The sequence below is a fragment of the Methylotenera versatilis 7 genome (genome assembly GCF_000799165.1).
In the GTDB taxonomy this organism is placed as follows: Bacteria; Pseudomonadota; Gammaproteobacteria; order Burkholderiales; family Methylophilaceae; genus Methylotenera_A; species Methylotenera_A versatilis_A.
The window spans coordinates 777434-794446 of the sequence record NZ_JUGF01000002.1; the positions used below are offsets into that span (position 1 = coordinate 777434).

The window sequence follows — 17013 nt, forward strand, 5'->3', positions numbered from 1 at the left end:
GTGGTTAATTTTTGCCTGAATTAATATGCCAGTGCGTAGGTTGCCAGCAGATCAATGAGCAGTTGGCTGTTTTGATTTAATGCAGGGTTTAGCATGTTGCGCTCCTTTTTCGTCCTTGTATTAACCTTTTTAATCTTGTATCAATAAAGTATTGATGACATGGATCGTATTCTAGGGAGGCTTTGTTAATTTGTATAATTGTCAATTTTGATGTTATTGATAAATAAAATTAATCAATGTAAGATTCTTGATGACGATAAATTTTACTAATCTGCTTTACTAATTCAATGGCAAAAAATGACCTTAATCGAACTTAAATTTGTAATGGCGGTGGCGCAAGAGCGTAATTTCAGGCGTGCGGCCGAGAAGTGTTTTGTCACGCAACCTGCGTTGAGCTTGGGGATTAAGAAGTTAGAGGAAGAGTTGAATGTGATGATATTTGAGCGTAGCCGTAGCGACGTCACGCCAACTGAAATCGGGGCGCAAATTATTGAGCAAGCATCGCGCGTGCTAGAAGAAGCTGCGCGTATCAAGCAGTTGGCAGAATTGGGTAAAAATCAACTAAAAGGTGCATTGAAACTGGGTATGATTCATTCTGTTGGGCCTTATTTATTGCCAGAAATTATCCCGATATTACGTCAAACGGCACCAGAAATGCCATTGGAGGTAGAGGAAAATTTAACGGCGAATCTTGAAGCGCAACTGCGTAATGGCGTAATAGATGTAGCGATTATTGCATTGCCATTTGATGTGCCAGGCTTGCAATATAAAGCCTTATATGACGAAGAGTTTGATGTAGTGGTGCCAAGCGATCATCACTGGGCGACGCGCAAACATATTAATCCAGAAGAGTTGTCTGATGAAAAAGTTTTGTTATTGAATAGTGGACATTGCTTTAGTAATCAGGTGACGCAAGCTTGTCCGGAATTGTCGCGTAAAGGCGAGGTTTTGCAGGGTAACTCCTTAGAAACGATTCGCAATATGGTCGCTTCAAATTTAGGCATCACGGTTCTGCCTTGTTCTGCTACAGCGGAGCGTTATAACAATCCATTGATTAAAGTAATTCCATTTGCCAGTCCGGCACCAACCAGGCGCATTGCAATTGCCTGGCGTAAAAGTTTTGTGCGTTTAGAAACGGTAGAAAAGATTGTAGATGCGATTAAAGCAATCCGCTCTGATTACATGAAGATGATTGCTTAAGTGCGTAAAGAATACGATTTAAGAAAACTTAGTAAGTAAGTAGCACGCGATAGCCCGCAACGGATAAATTGTGTACATTAATCATCAGTTTAATACGCTCTTCTTCGTGTGCCGCAAGACCTTTTGCGGCATCAGTGCTAGCTTGCAAATATTCTTGCGGCTTAACCAGTTTTCTTAATACAGGTTTATCTTCAGCATCGGTTAGCGTGAGTTCAATATTAGGATAAGCTTGGACATAATTGGCGTTATTGATGACCAGGCTAGAAAAAGCAATCACATCTTGATAATCCTGACTTTCTTGCATATCTGAATCATCGATAGTGAGTAAATCCAACTGTTGCGGCAAATTAATTTTACAGCGTAAATATTCACAAGCTTGCACCAAATAAGGCTTGAATTGAGGGTAATTAGCTGCAATCTTTGAGCGTGAAAAATAAGTACTTTGCAAGATTGCGACAATTAACAACAAACAGATTGCGACTAACAGCCAGACATTACGTTTTGGTTTGGTCAGCTGGAATTTCGGATCGGCAGTTAAGTCTTCTATTAAGATAGGCGCACGAATCGATTCGATATCAATATCATTTTCTGAAATCGTTTCTGTAATAGGCTTGCTGATATATGAATCACGCGTTGTTTCAGCAGAGTCTAAGTCTGGTGGTGCAGAATCGGCTGATGTTAAGTCGGATAAATCGGGTACAGCTTCCAATACGACATTTAATTTCTCATTAATCGGCTTTTCGTCGCCGCTGGATGATAATTCTGTCGTTATAGATTCGCTGGGAGTAGATTCAATATCGGAGGCGCTTGTAACGATTTCATCTGATTCGATTTCAGAGCTCGTATGAGCTTCAGCGTGTTCTTCTGCATTTTGAAAGTCTTCAGAGACTTCGGTTAAGCGATTCTTGGCATTAAAAATATGGTTGCAATTACCGCATTGCACTTTGCCACGATAGGCTTTTAAGTGCTCTTTCGTGATCAGAAATTGTGTTTCGCAAGCAGGGCAAGCGGTAATGTAATTCATTTTTTTGTGCCGGTTAGCAATACCCAGGCATCTCGCTGATGCGGCGCATCCATGGTAAACCATTCACTATAACGTTCAATCAATGCGTCAGTCTGGGTTTCTAATATGCCGGATAATGCTAATTTTCCACCTGTTTTGCAGTATTTTGCAAGTGCTGGTGCCAAGACCATGAGTGCGCTGGATAAAATATTAGCCACAACCACATCAAAGGTTTCATGGCTAAAGGTATCTGCATCAAAAAACGCTGCATCGACTTGATTCTGTTGCGCATTGTAACGACTTGCCACAATCGCTTGAGTATCAATATCAACACCGACAACTTGCTGCGCGCCCAGTTTTTTTGCTGCAATGGCCAGAATGCCTGATCCGCAGCCATAGTCCAATACGCTTTGGCTCGGCATGGTTTTTGTCAGCCATTCCAAGCATAGATGCGTAGTAGGGTGGCTACCTGTGCCGAACGCTAGGCCAGGGTCTAATACAATATTAATCGCTTCTTGATTAGCCGTTTCCTGCCAAGTGGACTGGTGCCAAGTCGGCACGATCCAAAGTTTATCGGTGATTTTAATCGGGTCAAATTGCGCTTGCGTAGAGCGCACCCAATCTTGCTCGGCAATCATTTCAGTGCTGTATTGATAGTTTTGGCCTGCAGTTGTAGTGCTTAACTGCTGGATTATTTCCGTAACATTGACTGATTCATCAAACATGGCGGTGACGATATTTTGTTGCCAAATACCAGGTGGCGGGTCGCCAGGCTCACCAAATAATGCTTGTTCAGCTTGTGTTTCGGCATTGGCATCTTCAATACTGCAAGATAGCGCGCCCAAGTCCATTAGTGCGTCGCTTATCGCATCAGCATTATGTTCATTTGCTTGAATTTTGAGTAGTAGCCACGCCATTATGTATTTTTACAGGTTAAGTTGTTACAGATTAAAACAGATGGACTACTTATGGCTAATCCCCAATTTTTGCTCCAGATAATGGATGCTAGTGCCGCCTAAATGAAACGCGGCATCGGCCATTAAATCTGCATGCAAAGGAATATTGGTTTTAATGCCATCAACTAACATTTCAGATAAAGCGATGCGCATACGTGCAATGGCTTGTTCTCGAGTTGCGCCATGCGTAACCAGTTTACAGATCATCGAATCGTAATGCGGCGGCACGGTATAACCAGCATACGCGTGAGTATCAATACGCACACCTGGACCACCTGGCATATGAAACGTAGTCAACTTGCCTGGCGATGGTACAAAGCTGTACGGGTCCTCGGCATTAATGCGACACTCAATAGCGTGACCACGCAACTCAATATCTTTTTGGCGGAATTTTAATTTTTCACCAGCAGCAACAAAAATTTGCTGTTGCACTAAGTCAATGCCAGTAATCATTTCGGTTACCGTATGTTCAACTTGTAGGCGCGTGTTCATTTCAATGAAATAAAACTCACCATTTTCGTACAAAAACTCAAAAGTACCTGCGCCACGGTATTTAATTTTTCGACAGGCTTCAGCGCAGCGCTCGCCGATTTTATCGCGAATTCTGGGGCTTAAAAGCGGTGAAGGTGCTTCTTCAATAATTTTTTGATGACGGCGTTGCATTGAGCAATCGCGATCGCCCAGAAATACCGCATTGCCATGCTGATCAGCCAGAATTTGGATTTCGATATGGCGCGGATTTTCTAAAAACTTTTCCATGTAAACCATGGGATTGCCAAAAGCTGCTTGTGCTTCGGCTTTTGTCATATTCACGGCGTTAATCAGTGCCGCTTCCGTGTGAACAACACGCATGCCTCGTCCGCCTCCGCCGCCAGCCGCTTTAATAATAACTGGGTAGCCTACTCTTTTGGCGGTTTTGATAATTTCTATTGGGTCATCTGGCAAGGCGCCGTCAGAACCAGGCACACAGGGAACACCAGCCGCTTTCATTGCATTTTTGGCGGATACTTTGTCGCCCATTAGGCGAATGGTTTCAGCGCGTGGGCCAATAAACACAAAGCCGCTTTGTTCTACGCGTTCTGCAAAATCTGCATTTTCCGATAAAAACCCATAACCAGGATGAATAGCCTGTGCATCGGTCACTTCTGCTGCACTAATCACTGCAGGAATATTTAAATAGCTTAAATTAGAAGCGGCAGGGCCAATACATACGGACTCATCTGCCAACTTAACGTATTTAGCTTCTTTATCGGCAACAGAATGTACCGCAACTGTTTTAATGCCCAATTCGCGACAGGCGCGTTGTACTCGTAGCGCAATCTCGCCACGGTTTGCAATTAATATTTTTTCAAACATATTTAATTAACCAATCAGTCTTAACCACTTGTGTTGAATCTAAGCTATTCAATAATGAAAAGCGGTTCACCGTACTCTACGGGCTGGCCATTTTCTAATAATATTTTCTTCACCACGCCAGCAACATCACTTTCAATTTCGTTCAGTAACTTCATCGCTTCAATGATACAGAGTGTATCGCCGACAGCGACTTTGGTGCCGACATCAACAAATGGTTTAGCGTCAGGTGAGGATGAGCGGTAAAACGTACCAACCATCGGGGATTTAACAACATGACCTTCTACTTCAGCAATCACGGGAGTCGCCGCTGAAGGTACAGGAACGGTTTGTGCAACCGGCGCAGTCTGCGGCGCTGCCATATATTGCATCATAGGCGCTTGATTCGGCATAAGCGCACGGCTAATGCGCACTTTCTCTTCACCTTCGGTTAGTTCTAGCTCTGAAATGCCAGACTCTTCTACCAAATCAATCAGTTTTTTAAGTTTACGTAAATCCATAATAACCTCGGAGATAATCTATTTATAAGAGTTTTTTTAGAAAAATAATGGCTTAATAGAGAAATTAAGCTGGCTGTTTGTTAAATTGATTGATTGCGTAATTGAGTGCAGCCACATAACTATCTGCACCTAAGCCACTAATCACACCAACGGCAATATCGCTAAAATAAGAGTGATGCCTAAAACTTTCCCGCGCAAACACATTAGATAAGTGTACTTCAATAAACGGTGTTTTAATCGCAGAGAGTGCATCGCGAATGGCAATTGAAGTATGTGTGAACGCAGCCGGGTTGATAATGACAAAATCGACGGTTTTAACCGCTAATGACTGTATTTTAGCGACAATTTCTGCCTCTGAATTGCTTTGAAATGTTTCTAAACTAATAGTTGCTTGTTGCGCTAATGAGTTTAAAGCATTGTTAATGGCATCAAGTGTTAAGTTGCCGTAATGTTCTGGTTCTCGCAAGCCTAATAAATTTAAATTTGGACCATGCAATACCAATACAGAACGAGCAGCCATTATCGAGCTGCCTTTAATTCTAGTGTTGATAGTTGACGCATTGACGCATTTTTGCAAAATTTCATGTCGCCAAGTTTGCCGAACTTGAACACTTTTGTCCAGCAAATTCGCAGTAGTTAAGCGAACTTAAGCCTTAAAAACCGCATAAGTGGTTGAATAGAATATGGAATTTCTTATAATGAATTGTATGTGAAAGTTAATACAATTTTACATTAAAGTTTTTAAAGTTTGCTCTAATAATGGCTTAGTCACACGTCCAAAATAAGTTTTGGCTAATGTACCATCTGATTTGATGATAACGGTAAAAGGCAGTACGCCTTTGTTATTGCCCAGGCTGCTAGCGATTTCCATGCCTTGCATATCGGCCGCAAATAATGGATAACTGACTTTAGTTTCCTTTAAAAAACCGTTAATCGCGGCAACGTCTTCGATCGCCATGCCTAATACGACCACATTGCGGTCTTTGTATTCGGTATGTAATTGCGATAACTCTGGCATTTCTTCGCGGCATGGTTCGCACCAGCTTGCCCAAAAGTTAAGTATCACAGTTTTGCCGGCATACTTTTCTAATGCTTGTGGGTGACCGTTTTCATCAGGAAAATTGGCCGCAAATAAAACTTGAGTCGATTGTTTGCCGCCATCTTCAACTTGTGTATTGAGAAAAAAGTAACGAATGGCAAAGCCGAGCGTCATCATTAATATGAGGTAAAAGATGGGCGTTTTAATTTTGTTGAAAAAATGGCGCATTAAGGTTGATTCACTTTATTAAGTATTTTTAAGAAATCATTGGTATTTTTATAGCCAATGACTTTTGGTTTAATTTCGTTGCCCGCTATATCAAAAAAGATAATGCCAGGCGGACCAAATAGCCCAAAGCGTTTAAGTAGAGCCTGATCCGCTGTATTATTTTCAGTCACGTCAGCTTGTAATAAAACGGCATCTTTTAATGCGGTTTTTACTTTAGTGTCGCTAAAAGTAAATCTTTCCATTTCTTTGCAGGCCACACACCAATCCGCATAAAAATCCAGCATGACGATTTTTCCATTAGCCGCTTGGATGGCAGAATCTAATTCTGCAGTATTTTTAATGCGAGTAAATGGCAGGTTGTGCTCAGCTGAGTTGCCGAGCAATTGATTGACCGGTGCGGTAACGCTTGCAGGCAAAACAGGCCATACCAAATAAGCCGCCATTGCCAACATTAACACGCCGAAAAAGTTACGTACAACCGTCATCCAGCTACCTGTTTTTGGTAGCAAGCTACCGGCAGATGCGCCAATCAATAACAAGGGCACACCCATGCCGATGGCCAGCGCGAATAAGCCGACGCCGCCTAAAAGCACATTGTTGGTCTGGCCGATATAAATGAGGGCGCCAGCCAGTGGTGCGGCGACGCATGGGCTAACAATAAGCGCAGATAAAATGCCCATCACAAAAACACCTAAAAACTCGCCGCCTTTTAATTTTTGGCTGGCACCTAATATTTTGTTTTCAAATGCCGCGGGTAATTTAAGTTCGTAAAAACCAAACATTGAAAAAGCCAGCGCGACAAAAATGAGTGCTGTTGCGCCAAGTGCCCACGGAGTCTGTAATGATTGGCTGAGTAAGTTGCCGGATAAACCTGCGGCGATGCCGGCCAGTGTGTAGCTCAATGCCATGCCCAATACGTAAGCCACTGATAAGCTGAAAGCGTGTAATTTGCTGGGTTGAGTGCGTTTGGCTTGGCTGCCGACAATGATGCTGGATAGAATCGGAATCATCGGTAATACGCAGGGCGTGAAGGAGAGCAATAAGCCTGCGATAAAAAACACGCCAATAATTAGCCATAAATTGCCGCCTTTTAATGCTTGAGTCGTTTTATCCTCATCTGCGTTAGAAACAGCAATGTCAGAAACGTTGTTGCCATTCTTTGGTAGTGCAATTTCAATTATTTTTGTGACAGGGGCATAGCATAAGCCTTTTTCGCTACAGCCTTGATATGTGGCCTGGATAACGGGATTGTTGGCGGCACTTAACTGTATTTTTGCATCAAAATCATGGTGATAGACCTCTTGTTTGCCAAAATTAGGATCATCTTTAATTTCGCCAGCAGGTAAATTTACCGCTTGAATTTTGCCTGTATTGGCGTCTTTTATAACAAACTTAATACGGTCTTTGTATAGATAGTAGCCAGGCACTGTTTTGAAATCAGCATTCAAATTTTCAGCATCGATGACGCTTAAATCTAGTTTAAAAGCCACATCGGGTGATAAAAACTCATCCTCTTGAGCTTCTTCTATAAAAGCACTTCTGCCAACAGAGCTACTTTCGCCGGCATGCAATAATGGCAGTGTTAGCGTTGCCATAAAAGCGATTACAATGATGTTTAATAGGTGTTTCAAATAAGCTCCGCTGCACAAGATGCATGCATATTTAATCTATTCAATGTTAACGTCAGCGGTTGTAAATGCTTTATTTAACCCCCAATTAGTGTAATCAATTGGTCAGAAAGTTCGTTAATATGCGTTTTATACTAGGTTTAATTTTACTCGCTTTTCCATTTCTCGAGATAATTCTGCTGGTTAACCTTGCAGATGAATACGGTTGGTGGTTATTGTTTTATTTAGTCGTGGTTGGTTTCTTGGGCTTACAATTAATTCGTGGCGAAAAACTATTGTTAACCGCCAAAATGATGCAAAGCCTGGCAGCTGGCGGCAATCCAGTTAAAACCATGTTAGGCAGTGCGCGTAATATGATCGCTGGCGTACTGTTAATTATTCCTGGAGTCATCACGGACATAATTGCGGTGATTCTATTGTTAATACCCATTGGCAAACCAAATGTAAATACCACTGCTAACCAATATGAACAGCCATTTCAACAACCGCAATATCAACAAACGCCCAATAATCGCGCCGCCAATGATGACGTGATTGAAGGTGAGTACACGCATGTGCACGATGATAATGACAAAAAGTAATCTTAAAAAAGTACGATAAAAATGAGTAAAGTCACCATTAAGAACAGTGGTCACACATTTGATGTGCGCCCAAGTCAAACCGTGTTGGAAGCAGCAATCGAGGCAGGCATCAATTTACCCTACGGTTGCCGAAACGGCGCATGTGGCGCCTGCAAAGCCGAGGTTATTACCGGCAAAGTCATGCATGACGATTACCAGGATAGCGCGATGACGGATGCTGAATTGGCAGCCGGAACGGCACTTTTGTGTTGCGCGAGACCATTGGAGGATTTAACGATTGAGTGCCGTGAAGTGGGTGGTTTGGCAGGTATTAAACCACGAATATTACCAGCGCGCGTGGCAAAAAAAGAACAGATCGCACACGATGTGATTGCGTTGCACCTTCAATTGCCAGCAAGTGAGCGCTTACAATTTAAAGCTGGTCAGTATATTGAATTTATTTTAAAAGATGGCAAACGCCGTGCTTTTTCAATTGCCAGCGCACCGCATGATAGCGATTTTTTGCAGCTACATATTCGCGTTATACCAGGTGGCCAGTTTAGTGAATATGCCGCAAATGAATTGGTAGAAAAAGCCATCTTAAGGTTAGAGGCGCCATTCGGTAGTTTTTTCTTGCGCGAGGATTCAAACAAGCCGATTATTTTTGTCGCTGGCGGCACAGGTTTTGCACCAGTAAAAGGCATGATAGAACATATGCTGTATCACAATATCAACCGAGAAATTATTCTATATCGTGGTGCGCGGCAATTGCGCGATTTATATATGCATGACTTATGCGAAAAATGGGCAGAGCTCATTCCTAATATTCGCTATATTCCAATATTGTCTGAACCGGTAGAAAATGACGATTGGCAGGGCAGAACCGGGCTTGTGCATCAAGCTGTATTAGATGATTTTGGTGATTTAAGCGGCTATCAAGCCTACGCCTGCGGTGCGCCGGGCATGGTGGATATTGCGCATCAAAGCTTTGTGCAACAAGGTTTGGAGGCAGATGAATTTTTTAGCGATGCATTTACGTTTGCTAATCCTGCGCCAAAAATAGCTGCAATATAAATTAGTTCAGTCTGTGATATTGTCCAGCATTCCTATATCGCCTGGTGTATCCGCAACTTTAACTTTTAAGCCAAGTTGCGATGGCAATTCTGCAATCCGTGCATGATTGACAAATAAAGTCACATTTTTTAACCACTCGGAATCGCCTGCTAAATCTAGCAAATGACGCATGGCTTCACTGCTGGTGACTACAACGCCATGTAGTTTTTTGTCAGCCCAAAGCTGTGCCAGTAAATTGCAATTAGTTTGCGGATTAATGCGTTGATAACACTCTGCAAAAGTAACGGTTGCACCGCGCGCTTTAAGCGTTTCTGCTAATACATCGCGTCCGCCAACTCCGCGGAATAACATCACTTTTTTACCTTGCATAGCGTGCATCTCAGGCAGCGCGAGTAAAGACTCAGAATCAAAACGATTTGCTGGAGCGAGTATATGGTCAACGCCAAAGCTTTGTAATTCAGCGGCAGTAACAGGGCCAATGGCAGCAAACTTTAAGGAGGGCGGAATGCCTTTTTTCAGCAAGCGTGGCATGCTATTTTGCACGGCATTGCTGCTGATAAAAATGCCCCAGTCGTATTGCTTAACTTCATTTATTACAGATTCAAACTGGCTGTAATCGCTAAGCGGTGTAATTTCAATCAGTGGATACAAAAAGGGAGTGCCGCCTGCATCGCTGATTAATGCGCTCAATTTTTTTGCTTGGTCGAGAGGGCGGGTGATGGCGATGCCAATACCCGTGAGCGATTTACCAGTAAACAATTGATCCGCCATGCTGAAAAAATTACTTAATATGATCCAGCGCAGCCAAAATCTTATCAGCGCCTTGAGCAACCAACTTAGTGGCTAATTGTTTGCCCAGTGCTTCAGCATTATCCGCACTGCCACTGACTTTTTCGCGCAAAATCTGTTGGCCATCTACACTAGCGACAAAACCTGTGATGTTGATGTTATGACCATCACGCACTGCATAAGCACCCAACGGCACCGTGCAACTGCCTGCCAAGGCGCGACTCATGCCACGCTCCGCTTCTACACATAATTGCGTATCAATATGGTTTAACGGCGCTAATATGTCGATCAAATCGGGACGGTTCGCATTAATCTCAATGCCCAGTGCGCCTTGACCCACCGCCGGAATACTCAGCTCTGCTGAAATAAATTGACGAATTCTGTCACCTAACTCTAGCCTGATTAAACCTGCTGCCGCCAAGATAATGGCTGCATATTGGCCTTCGTCTAATTTTCGCAACCGTGTTTGCACATTGCCGCGTAGGGATTCAATTTTTAAATCAGGAAAACGTGCTTGAATCTGGCTTTGGCGACGCAAGCTGGATGTGCCGACAACGCTGCCAGCAGGTAAATCTTCTAGCGAATTAAAGTGGTTTGATACAAAGGCATCACGCGGATCTTCCCGTTCACCTGTCGCGGCTATGACAAAGCCTTCTGGTAGGTTCATGGGCACATCTTTCATGCTGTGCACGGCCAAATCTGCACTGCCGTCTGCCAACGCATTTTCAAGCTCTTTTACAAATAAACCTTTGCCACCAATGCGCGCCAAAGGCGAATCTAATATTTGGTCGCCGGTGGTGGTCATACCCAGAATAGTCACGTCACAGCTAGGATATAGTTTTTGTAGTTTGGCTTGAATGTGCTTGGCTTGCCACATTGCCAGCGCACTTTCGCGTGAGGCAATCACGAGTTTTGCGGGTTGATTTTTCATAACAGGAATTTTAGCATGTCTTTTAGTTTGCGAATGGATGTACAAAATTGTGTTTTTTGGGTTAAGCTAAAAAAGATAATTGATGCCAATTTAGTGGTAGCAATGGATTTTAATGACAGATTTTAATTTATAAAATTGATTGATTTGTTAGATTAATCAACTGTTTTAAAACGTTTTTAAGGAGAAGCTCATGCAATATCAATTAGACACTTTCGTCAATTCACTGAATGAATTTTGGGTGCAACTGATTCACTTCGTGCCGAAATTACTAGCGGTTGTCGTGATTTTATTTTTCGGATGGTTGATTGCTAAGCTAGCCAGAGCGGCTGTAAAACGCCTTTTAGTGTTGACACAATTTGACAAATTCGCGCAAAAATCTGGCCTGGAATCCTTTATGAGTCATGGCAGTTTGAATGTGACTTTAAGCGGCATTATTAGCCAAGTCGTGTATTGGTTGGTGATTCTATTATTTGTGATCACTGGCGCAAATGCCTTGGGTTTGAGTGAAGTCGCAGTTCTATTGCAACAATTAGCGAGCTATCTACCACACATTATCGTGGCGATTTTAGTGTTGATTTTCGGTACTTTATTAGCACGTTTTGTGAACCGTCTGGTATTTGCATGGCTTTACAGCATTAAATTCAGCAACGCTTTAACCATTAGTACATCGGCTGAATACGGCATTCAGATTTTGGCGATATTTGTTGCGCTTGAGCAATTAGGCATTGGCCTGCAACTGATTCACTCATTATTTGTGATCGTTTTCGGCGCTTTCTTTTTGGCACTCGCACTGGCTTTTGGTTTGGGTGGCCGCGAATGGGCGGCGAAAGTGATTGCAGAGGCTGAAGCTAAAAAGAAACAACAATAACGCGACAGTGAATATTCATCTTGTTTCAGGTGTTAAGTTTCACGGACAAGATGTTGTTGGCGACGACTGATGGCGACGGTTTCGGAGACGCCTTTTAATAAGGCAACCCAGCGTTCTTCGTTAGCTTCATTCAGTCGTTTCTCATAGCCGGTAATAAATAACGGCGCAACTAGGCAGTTGCGATGCAAACGTAAAAATCGCTCACCAAATTCGGTTTCCAGATGGGTGAGCGATTCTTCAATCAGATATTCACGTTCAACCGTGCGCACCGTGATGTATTTCAGTTCTGCGCGCAGGTAAATCACTTGCTCAACAGGTATTAAGATAACGCGACCCCGCTCATGAATACTAAAGTGGCTGCGTATTTTTTGCAGCGGTTTTAAGGCTTCAATCTGTTTGGGTTTTAGTGCTTGTGCTTTATCAATCGCTGTTTGCAGACGTTCTAAACGAATTGGTTTCAGCAAATAATCAATCGCGTTTAAATCAAATGCTTTAATCGCATAGGCATCAAATGCCGTGGTAAAAATAATGTGCGGTTTTGGTTCCAGTTTCTGCGCATGTTGTGCCGCTTCAATGCCATCCATTAACGGCATGCGGATGTCCAATAGCATTAAATCCGGTTTGGTTTGTATGGCCAAATCAATGGCTTGCTTGCCATTTTTGGCTTCGGCGACAATATGCATTTCAGCAATATTACCCAGTAAATCCCGCAGGCGATTGCGCGCAGGTGCTTCGTCATCAGCAATTAAAATAGTTAACATGTTTTTTTGTGCAACTTTTTAGTAGATTTTTTATATTAAGTTAACGCGTCAAGGGCAAGCGAATATGTACATCATAACGATTCTGTTTAGCGGTTGTTCTTAACGCGGCTTCTAAATCAAAATGCAAACTCAAGCGTTCTTTAATATTCTTTAAAGCCATCTTGTTACCAGTAAGATGTTGATTCTGTGCAGCATAAGGATTGTTGATGCTGATGTGCAATTCTTTGTGTCGGGTATAAATCGTGACAATAATTTCGCCGCCGTCAGTCATAGGCTCTATGCCGTGGTACACCGCATTTTCCAGTAGTGGTTGCAAAATCAAGGGCGGAATCAATGCATCCGGTGGCATATCATCAATTTGCCAGGTGACTTTTAGGCGCTCTTCCAAACGTAGTTTTTCTAAAGCTAAATATTGACGGCATAAAGCGATTTCTTGCGCTAATGGCACTAAATCGCGATTGTCTGCCATTAAGACGCGAAATAAATCCGCCATATCTTCCAACGCGGCTTCAGCACGTTTTGGCTGGCTACGAATTAACGATAACACAGCATTGATGCTGTTAAACAAAAAATGCGGACGAATACGCGCTTGCAACGCTTGTAAACGTGCCTCTGCGATTGCGGGCGAATAGGCGCGTTGTTGTAAATGAAAGTAGTAAAAGACAATGCCAGTGACAATCGCGCTCAACAGGCAAGCACGATAAGTATTGGGAATTGTTTCGAATAGAAAGAGTTGATTAAAAAATGTAAATACTAAAAAAGTCAGACCGATTTCTAACAATAAAATGGCTACAATACCTTGCCAGTAATGCCATTTATTGATTAAAGGGAAAAGTGCGTACAGGCTTAACATGCTGAGCAGTAAAATCGGCTGTACGACAGCGGATAATTCGGCTAGTAAAGGTAAAAAATCGTTGAGTTGTTTGCTGAATAAAACCGCGGTGATGGCGGCTAACAGGTTCACAATCAGCAAAATGCGCAGGTGAATGCCAAGGTTATGTAAATTGGGTAAACGGCTATTTTTGCGCACGGCGTATAGTTCGTTATAATATTGCCATAAGTATATTATTATTAAAGAAATTTTTCACAATTTAAAGCAAGCGGCTTCAACATTAAGTTTGCTAAACAATTACAAGAAAGTAGCTATTTGTGCAAGACAAACCAGTGCAAGACAACTCATTAAATAAAAAATCAACTGCATGGTCAGGCCGTTTTAACGAACCAGTCGCAGAACTGGTTAAAAAATACACGGCTTCGGTTGATTTTGACAAGCGCTTGGCTGAGTTTGATATTGCAGGCTCCATTGCGCATGCACAGATGTTGGGCGCACAAGGCATTATTAGTTTGGATGACGTTGCTAAAATTGAAAAAGGCTTGGCTGAAATTCTGACTGAGATTCAGGCGGGTAGTTTTGAGTGGTTGCTGGATTTAGAAGATGTACATTTAAATATTGAAAAACGCTTAACTGATAAAATCGGTGATGCAGGTAAGCGCTTACATACTGGCAGAAGCCGTAACGACCAGGTGGCAACCGATGTTCGGCTTTGGTTGCGTGCTACAGTCGATGATATTTTAGTGGCTATTAAAAAGCTGCAATTGAGTATTGTCGATCTGGCTGAGCAGCATGCTGACACGATCATGCCAGGGTTTACACATTTGCAAGTCGCACAACCAGTGACATTTGGCCATCATTTACTGGCTTATTTTGAGATGTTAAAACGTGATGCAGAACGTTTTGTTGATTGCCGTAAGCGCATCAATCGCCTGCCATTGGGTGCAGCCGCTTTGGCTGGCACTAGCTATCCGATTAATCGCGAAATGGTCGCTAAAAGTCTGGGCTTTGATGGAGTTTGTGAAAACTCACTAGACGCGGTTTCCGATCGCGATTTTGCCATTGAATTTACCGCCGCCAGCGCATTGTTAATGACGCATTTATCGCGTTTTTCTGAAGAGCTGATTTTATGGTCCTCACCAAGGTTCGCCTTTGTGGATATTGCAGACCGTTTTTGTACTGGTTCATCGATTATGCCGCAAAAGAAAAACCCCGATGTGCCAGAATTGGTACGTGGTAAAACCGGGCGTGTGAATGGGCATTTGGTTGCCTTGTTAACCTTGATGAAAGGTCAGCCGCTGGCATATAACAAAGATAATCAAGAAGACAAAGAGCCGCTTTTTGATACTGCCGATACGATTTTAATTACGCTGGCAATCTATGCAGATATGTTGCGCGGCGTGGACGTGAATAAAGCCAATATGCGTCAGGCGGCGTTGGAAGGTTTTGCAACAGCTACCGATCTGGCTGATTATCTGGTGAAAAAAGGCTTGCCGTTTAGAGACGCACATGAAGCGGTGGCTTTGGCTGTAAAACATGCGGTGCAAAAAAAATGTGATTTAGCCGATTTGCCTTTGGCTGATTTACAGCAATTTAATGCGTTAATTCAAGAAGATGTGTATGCTGTATTAACGCTGGAAGGTTCGTTGGCGAGCCGTAACCATATTGGCGGAACTGCGCCAGTACAGGTGAAAAAAGCGATTGAACGGGCGCGCCAAATATTCAATTAGTGAATGATTAAGGCTATCTTGAAACTGAAACTGTTTTTAACTCTGCTGATTGCGCTCACTTTTGTAAGCAACGTGAGCGCGGTTGATGGCGCGTTAGACGGCGTGGGCGACGATGCGCTAGCTGCAGATAGCATTAATTCATCAACAGCTAGTGATACAGGGAATAGCTTGTCATGGACAGCAATACCTGGCGAAAGCCTGAATGATGTTGCACGCGCGTTTTATCCTAACAATAAGGCAATGCAGCGTTTATTTATTGCTAAAACTTTACAGTTAAACGCAGAGATCGAACCAAAACTTAAACCATCCATGGTTTTTGAAACACCAACTTTATTAACGATTCCCACACTTAAATCGCTATCAAAAAGCAGGCAAGCTGCTAATACTTCCCATCGTGCAAAGACGGCCAGCCCAGATCTGAGCATGAGTTATGGCATGGAAAAATCGACGGGTAGCTTGCCCGCGCTATTAGCACAAGAGTACGAGTTATTACTAAGCAAGAATGATCTTTTGAAAGCGGAATTAGAGCGCTTACATGCCCAAATAAGCGTTTTGCAAGCAAAATTAAGTTATTTGAAACTGATGTTGGATAAAACATTGAGTATGCCTGATAAGCAGGCCGCTACAACTGGTTTAACAGACAATATCCAATCGTCAGAGCCAGAAACGCAAGAGGTCGCTAACACGCTATCAGCTAAAAAATCATTTAAAAATCTGAATGATGATAGTGCCAATGGAAACAAGGTAAATAGCGTTAATACTGTCACGAAGCAAGTGAAGCCATTGACGCAACAATCGCCAGTGTCAGCAGTTCTAGCAACAGAAAAAGTAGAAGAATCGCCATCTAATTTACTGAAGTATGGGTTATTGGCTGCGCTAGCTTTGCTTGCTTTATTGGTGCTAGCTGCTAACTTCCTTTTAAAATATCGCCAGCGTGTGGTGACCCGTTTTAGCGAGTCGGTGCCGATTATGGATGACACTTTGACGGATTTAGGCGGGCAATGGCAAGACACGGAACAAGAGGCCGTGGCTGCCGAAGCTGAGTATGTAGCTGAGCAGCAGCCACAAGATTCAACCAAGCGTTTTATGAATACGCAAATGCGCGATGAGCAAGCTAAGGCGGTTTCAACTTTAGAAGAAGCGAAATTGCTGATGAGTATTAATCGCACGCAAGATGCGATTGATCACTTAAAGTTAATCATCGAAACACAGCCAAAAAACTCTATTAATCATTGGCTATATTTGCTTGAGATATTCAGAACGTTAGGTTTAAAAGAAGATTTTGAACATTACGCGCAAAGCCTGCATCGCACTTTTAATGTGATGACGCCAGTATGGTACGAGACCAGCGCTGCAATTGTGGTGCCGCAAGACTTAGAGGAATTTCCGCATATCATGGAAAAGCTGGATGCAGTTTGGCCTAGCGATTTGGCGAAAGTGTATCTGGAAAGCTTGATTACGGATAATCGTGATGGCGATAGAGAAGGTTTTAGCCAAGCCGTGCTGGATGAAATTTTAATGCTGATTGCATTGCTGGATACGCGTAAAACGTTTGATTAAT

Annotated in this window: 17 protein-coding genes; 6 read left to right on the forward strand and 11 right to left on the reverse strand. The window is 42.8% G+C overall.

What is annotated here, in order from left to right; all coding sequences use genetic code 11:
- The first annotated feature begins 297 nt into the window (after positions 1-297).
- Positions 298-1200 carry a hydrogen peroxide-inducible genes activator gene (locus K370_RS07715; protein ID WP_047540505.1) on the forward strand — a complete coding sequence of 301 codons (903 nt, stop codon included), beginning with the start codon at positions 298-300 and terminating at the stop codon, positions 1198-1200.
- 28 nt (positions 1201-1228) lie between these two features.
- On the opposite strand, the gene K370_RS07720 is transcribed toward K370_RS07715, so the two are convergent.
- The 7 genes from K370_RS07720 to dsbD all read right to left on the reverse strand — a co-directional run bounded on the left by K370_RS07720 (position 1229) and on the right by dsbD (position 7874).
- Complete coding sequence (locus tag K370_RS07720) at positions 1229-2224, reverse strand: zinc-ribbon and DUF3426 domain-containing protein (protein ID WP_047540508.1); 996 nt, start codon at positions 2222-2224, stop codon at positions 1229-1231.
- Entirely contained in the window at positions 2221-3120 is a 900-nt protein-coding gene (gene prmA / locus K370_RS07725; protein ID WP_047540510.1) for a 50S ribosomal protein L11 methyltransferase, read from the reverse strand. Before prmA ends, K370_RS07720 begins: the two co-directional genes overlap by 4 nt.
- Positions 3121-3165: 45 nt before the next feature.
- Positions 3166-4515, reverse strand: a complete 1350-nt coding sequence (accC, locus tag K370_RS07730) for an acetyl-CoA carboxylase biotin carboxylase subunit (RefSeq protein ID WP_047540513.1) — start codon at positions 4513-4515, stop codon at positions 3166-3168.
- Positions 4516-4559: 44 nt separating this feature from the next.
- Complete coding sequence (gene accB, locus K370_RS07735) at positions 4560-5012, reverse strand: acetyl-CoA carboxylase biotin carboxyl carrier protein (RefSeq protein WP_047540515.1); 453 nt, start codon at positions 5010-5012, stop codon at positions 4560-4562.
- A gap of 64 nt (positions 5013-5076) precedes the next feature.
- Entirely contained in the window at positions 5077-5532 is a 456-nt protein-coding gene (gene aroQ / locus K370_RS07740; protein ID WP_047541803.1) for a type II 3-dehydroquinate dehydratase, read from the reverse strand.
- A gap of 207 nt (positions 5533-5739) precedes the next feature.
- Positions 5740-6279 carry a TlpA family protein disulfide reductase gene (locus tag K370_RS07745; RefSeq protein ID WP_235272719.1) on the reverse strand — a complete coding sequence of 180 codons (540 nt, stop codon included), beginning with the start codon at positions 6277-6279 and terminating at the stop codon, positions 5740-5742.
- Positions 6279-7874, reverse strand: a complete 1596-nt coding sequence (gene dsbD, locus K370_RS07750) for a protein-disulfide reductase DsbD (RefSeq protein WP_235272720.1) — start codon at positions 7872-7874, stop codon at positions 6279-6281. Before dsbD ends, K370_RS07745 begins: the two co-directional genes overlap by 1 nt.
- A 155-nt stretch (positions 7875-8029) precedes the next feature.
- On the opposite strand from dsbD, the gene K370_RS07755 reads away from it, so the two are divergent.
- A complete protein-coding gene (locus K370_RS07755; protein WP_047540519.1) occupies positions 8030-8488 on the forward strand; it encodes an FxsA family protein in 459 nt (152 codons plus the stop codon).
- A gap of 21 nt (positions 8489-8509) precedes the next feature.
- Positions 8510-9541 (forward strand): CDP-6-deoxy-delta-3,4-glucoseen reductase, encoded by a 1032-nt coding sequence (locus K370_RS07760; protein ID WP_047540521.1) that lies wholly within the window; start codon positions 8510-8512, stop codon positions 9539-9541.
- Positions 9542-9547: 6 nt separating this feature from the next.
- Here K370_RS07760 and K370_RS07765 read toward each other — a convergent pair whose 3' ends face one another.
- Both K370_RS07765 and hemC read right to left on the reverse strand, forming a co-directional pair.
- Entirely contained in the window at positions 9548-10312 is a 765-nt protein-coding gene (locus K370_RS07765; protein ID WP_047540524.1) for a uroporphyrinogen-III synthase, read from the reverse strand.
- 10 nt (positions 10313-10322) lie between these two features.
- A complete protein-coding gene (hemC, locus tag K370_RS07770) occupies positions 10323-11261 on the reverse strand; it encodes a hydroxymethylbilane synthase (RefSeq protein ID WP_047541806.1) in 939 nt (312 codons plus the stop codon).
- A 190-nt stretch (positions 11262-11451) separates the two neighbouring features.
- Here hemC and K370_RS07775 point away from each other — a divergent pair, with 190 nt between their 5' ends.
- Complete coding sequence (locus K370_RS07775) at positions 11452-12129, forward strand: mechanosensitive ion channel family protein (protein WP_047540526.1); 678 nt, start codon at positions 11452-11454, stop codon at positions 12127-12129.
- Positions 12130-12161: 32 nt separating this feature from the next.
- Here K370_RS07775 and K370_RS07780 read toward each other — a convergent pair whose 3' ends face one another.
- A complete protein-coding gene (locus K370_RS07780) occupies positions 12162-12890 on the reverse strand; it encodes a LytR/AlgR family response regulator transcription factor (protein ID WP_047540529.1) in 729 nt (242 codons plus the stop codon).
- Positions 12891-12930: 40 nt separating this feature from the next.
- Positions 12931-13920, reverse strand: coding sequence for a sensor histidine kinase (locus K370_RS07785; RefSeq protein ID WP_047540531.1), 990 nt, complete (start codon positions 13918-13920; stop codon positions 12931-12933).
- A 119-nt stretch (positions 13921-14039) separates the two neighbouring features.
- Between K370_RS07785 and argH the strand changes: the two genes are divergently transcribed.
- Both argH and K370_RS07795 read left to right on the forward strand, forming a co-directional pair.
- Positions 14040-15452, forward strand: coding sequence for an argininosuccinate lyase (argH, locus tag K370_RS07790; protein WP_047540534.1), 1413 nt, complete (start codon positions 14040-14042; stop codon positions 15450-15452).
- A gap of 18 nt (positions 15453-15470) precedes the next feature.
- Positions 15471-17012 (forward strand): FimV family protein, encoded by a 1542-nt coding sequence (locus K370_RS07795; protein WP_047541809.1) that lies wholly within the window; start codon positions 15471-15473, stop codon positions 17010-17012.
- Position 17013 lies beyond the last annotated feature (1 nt).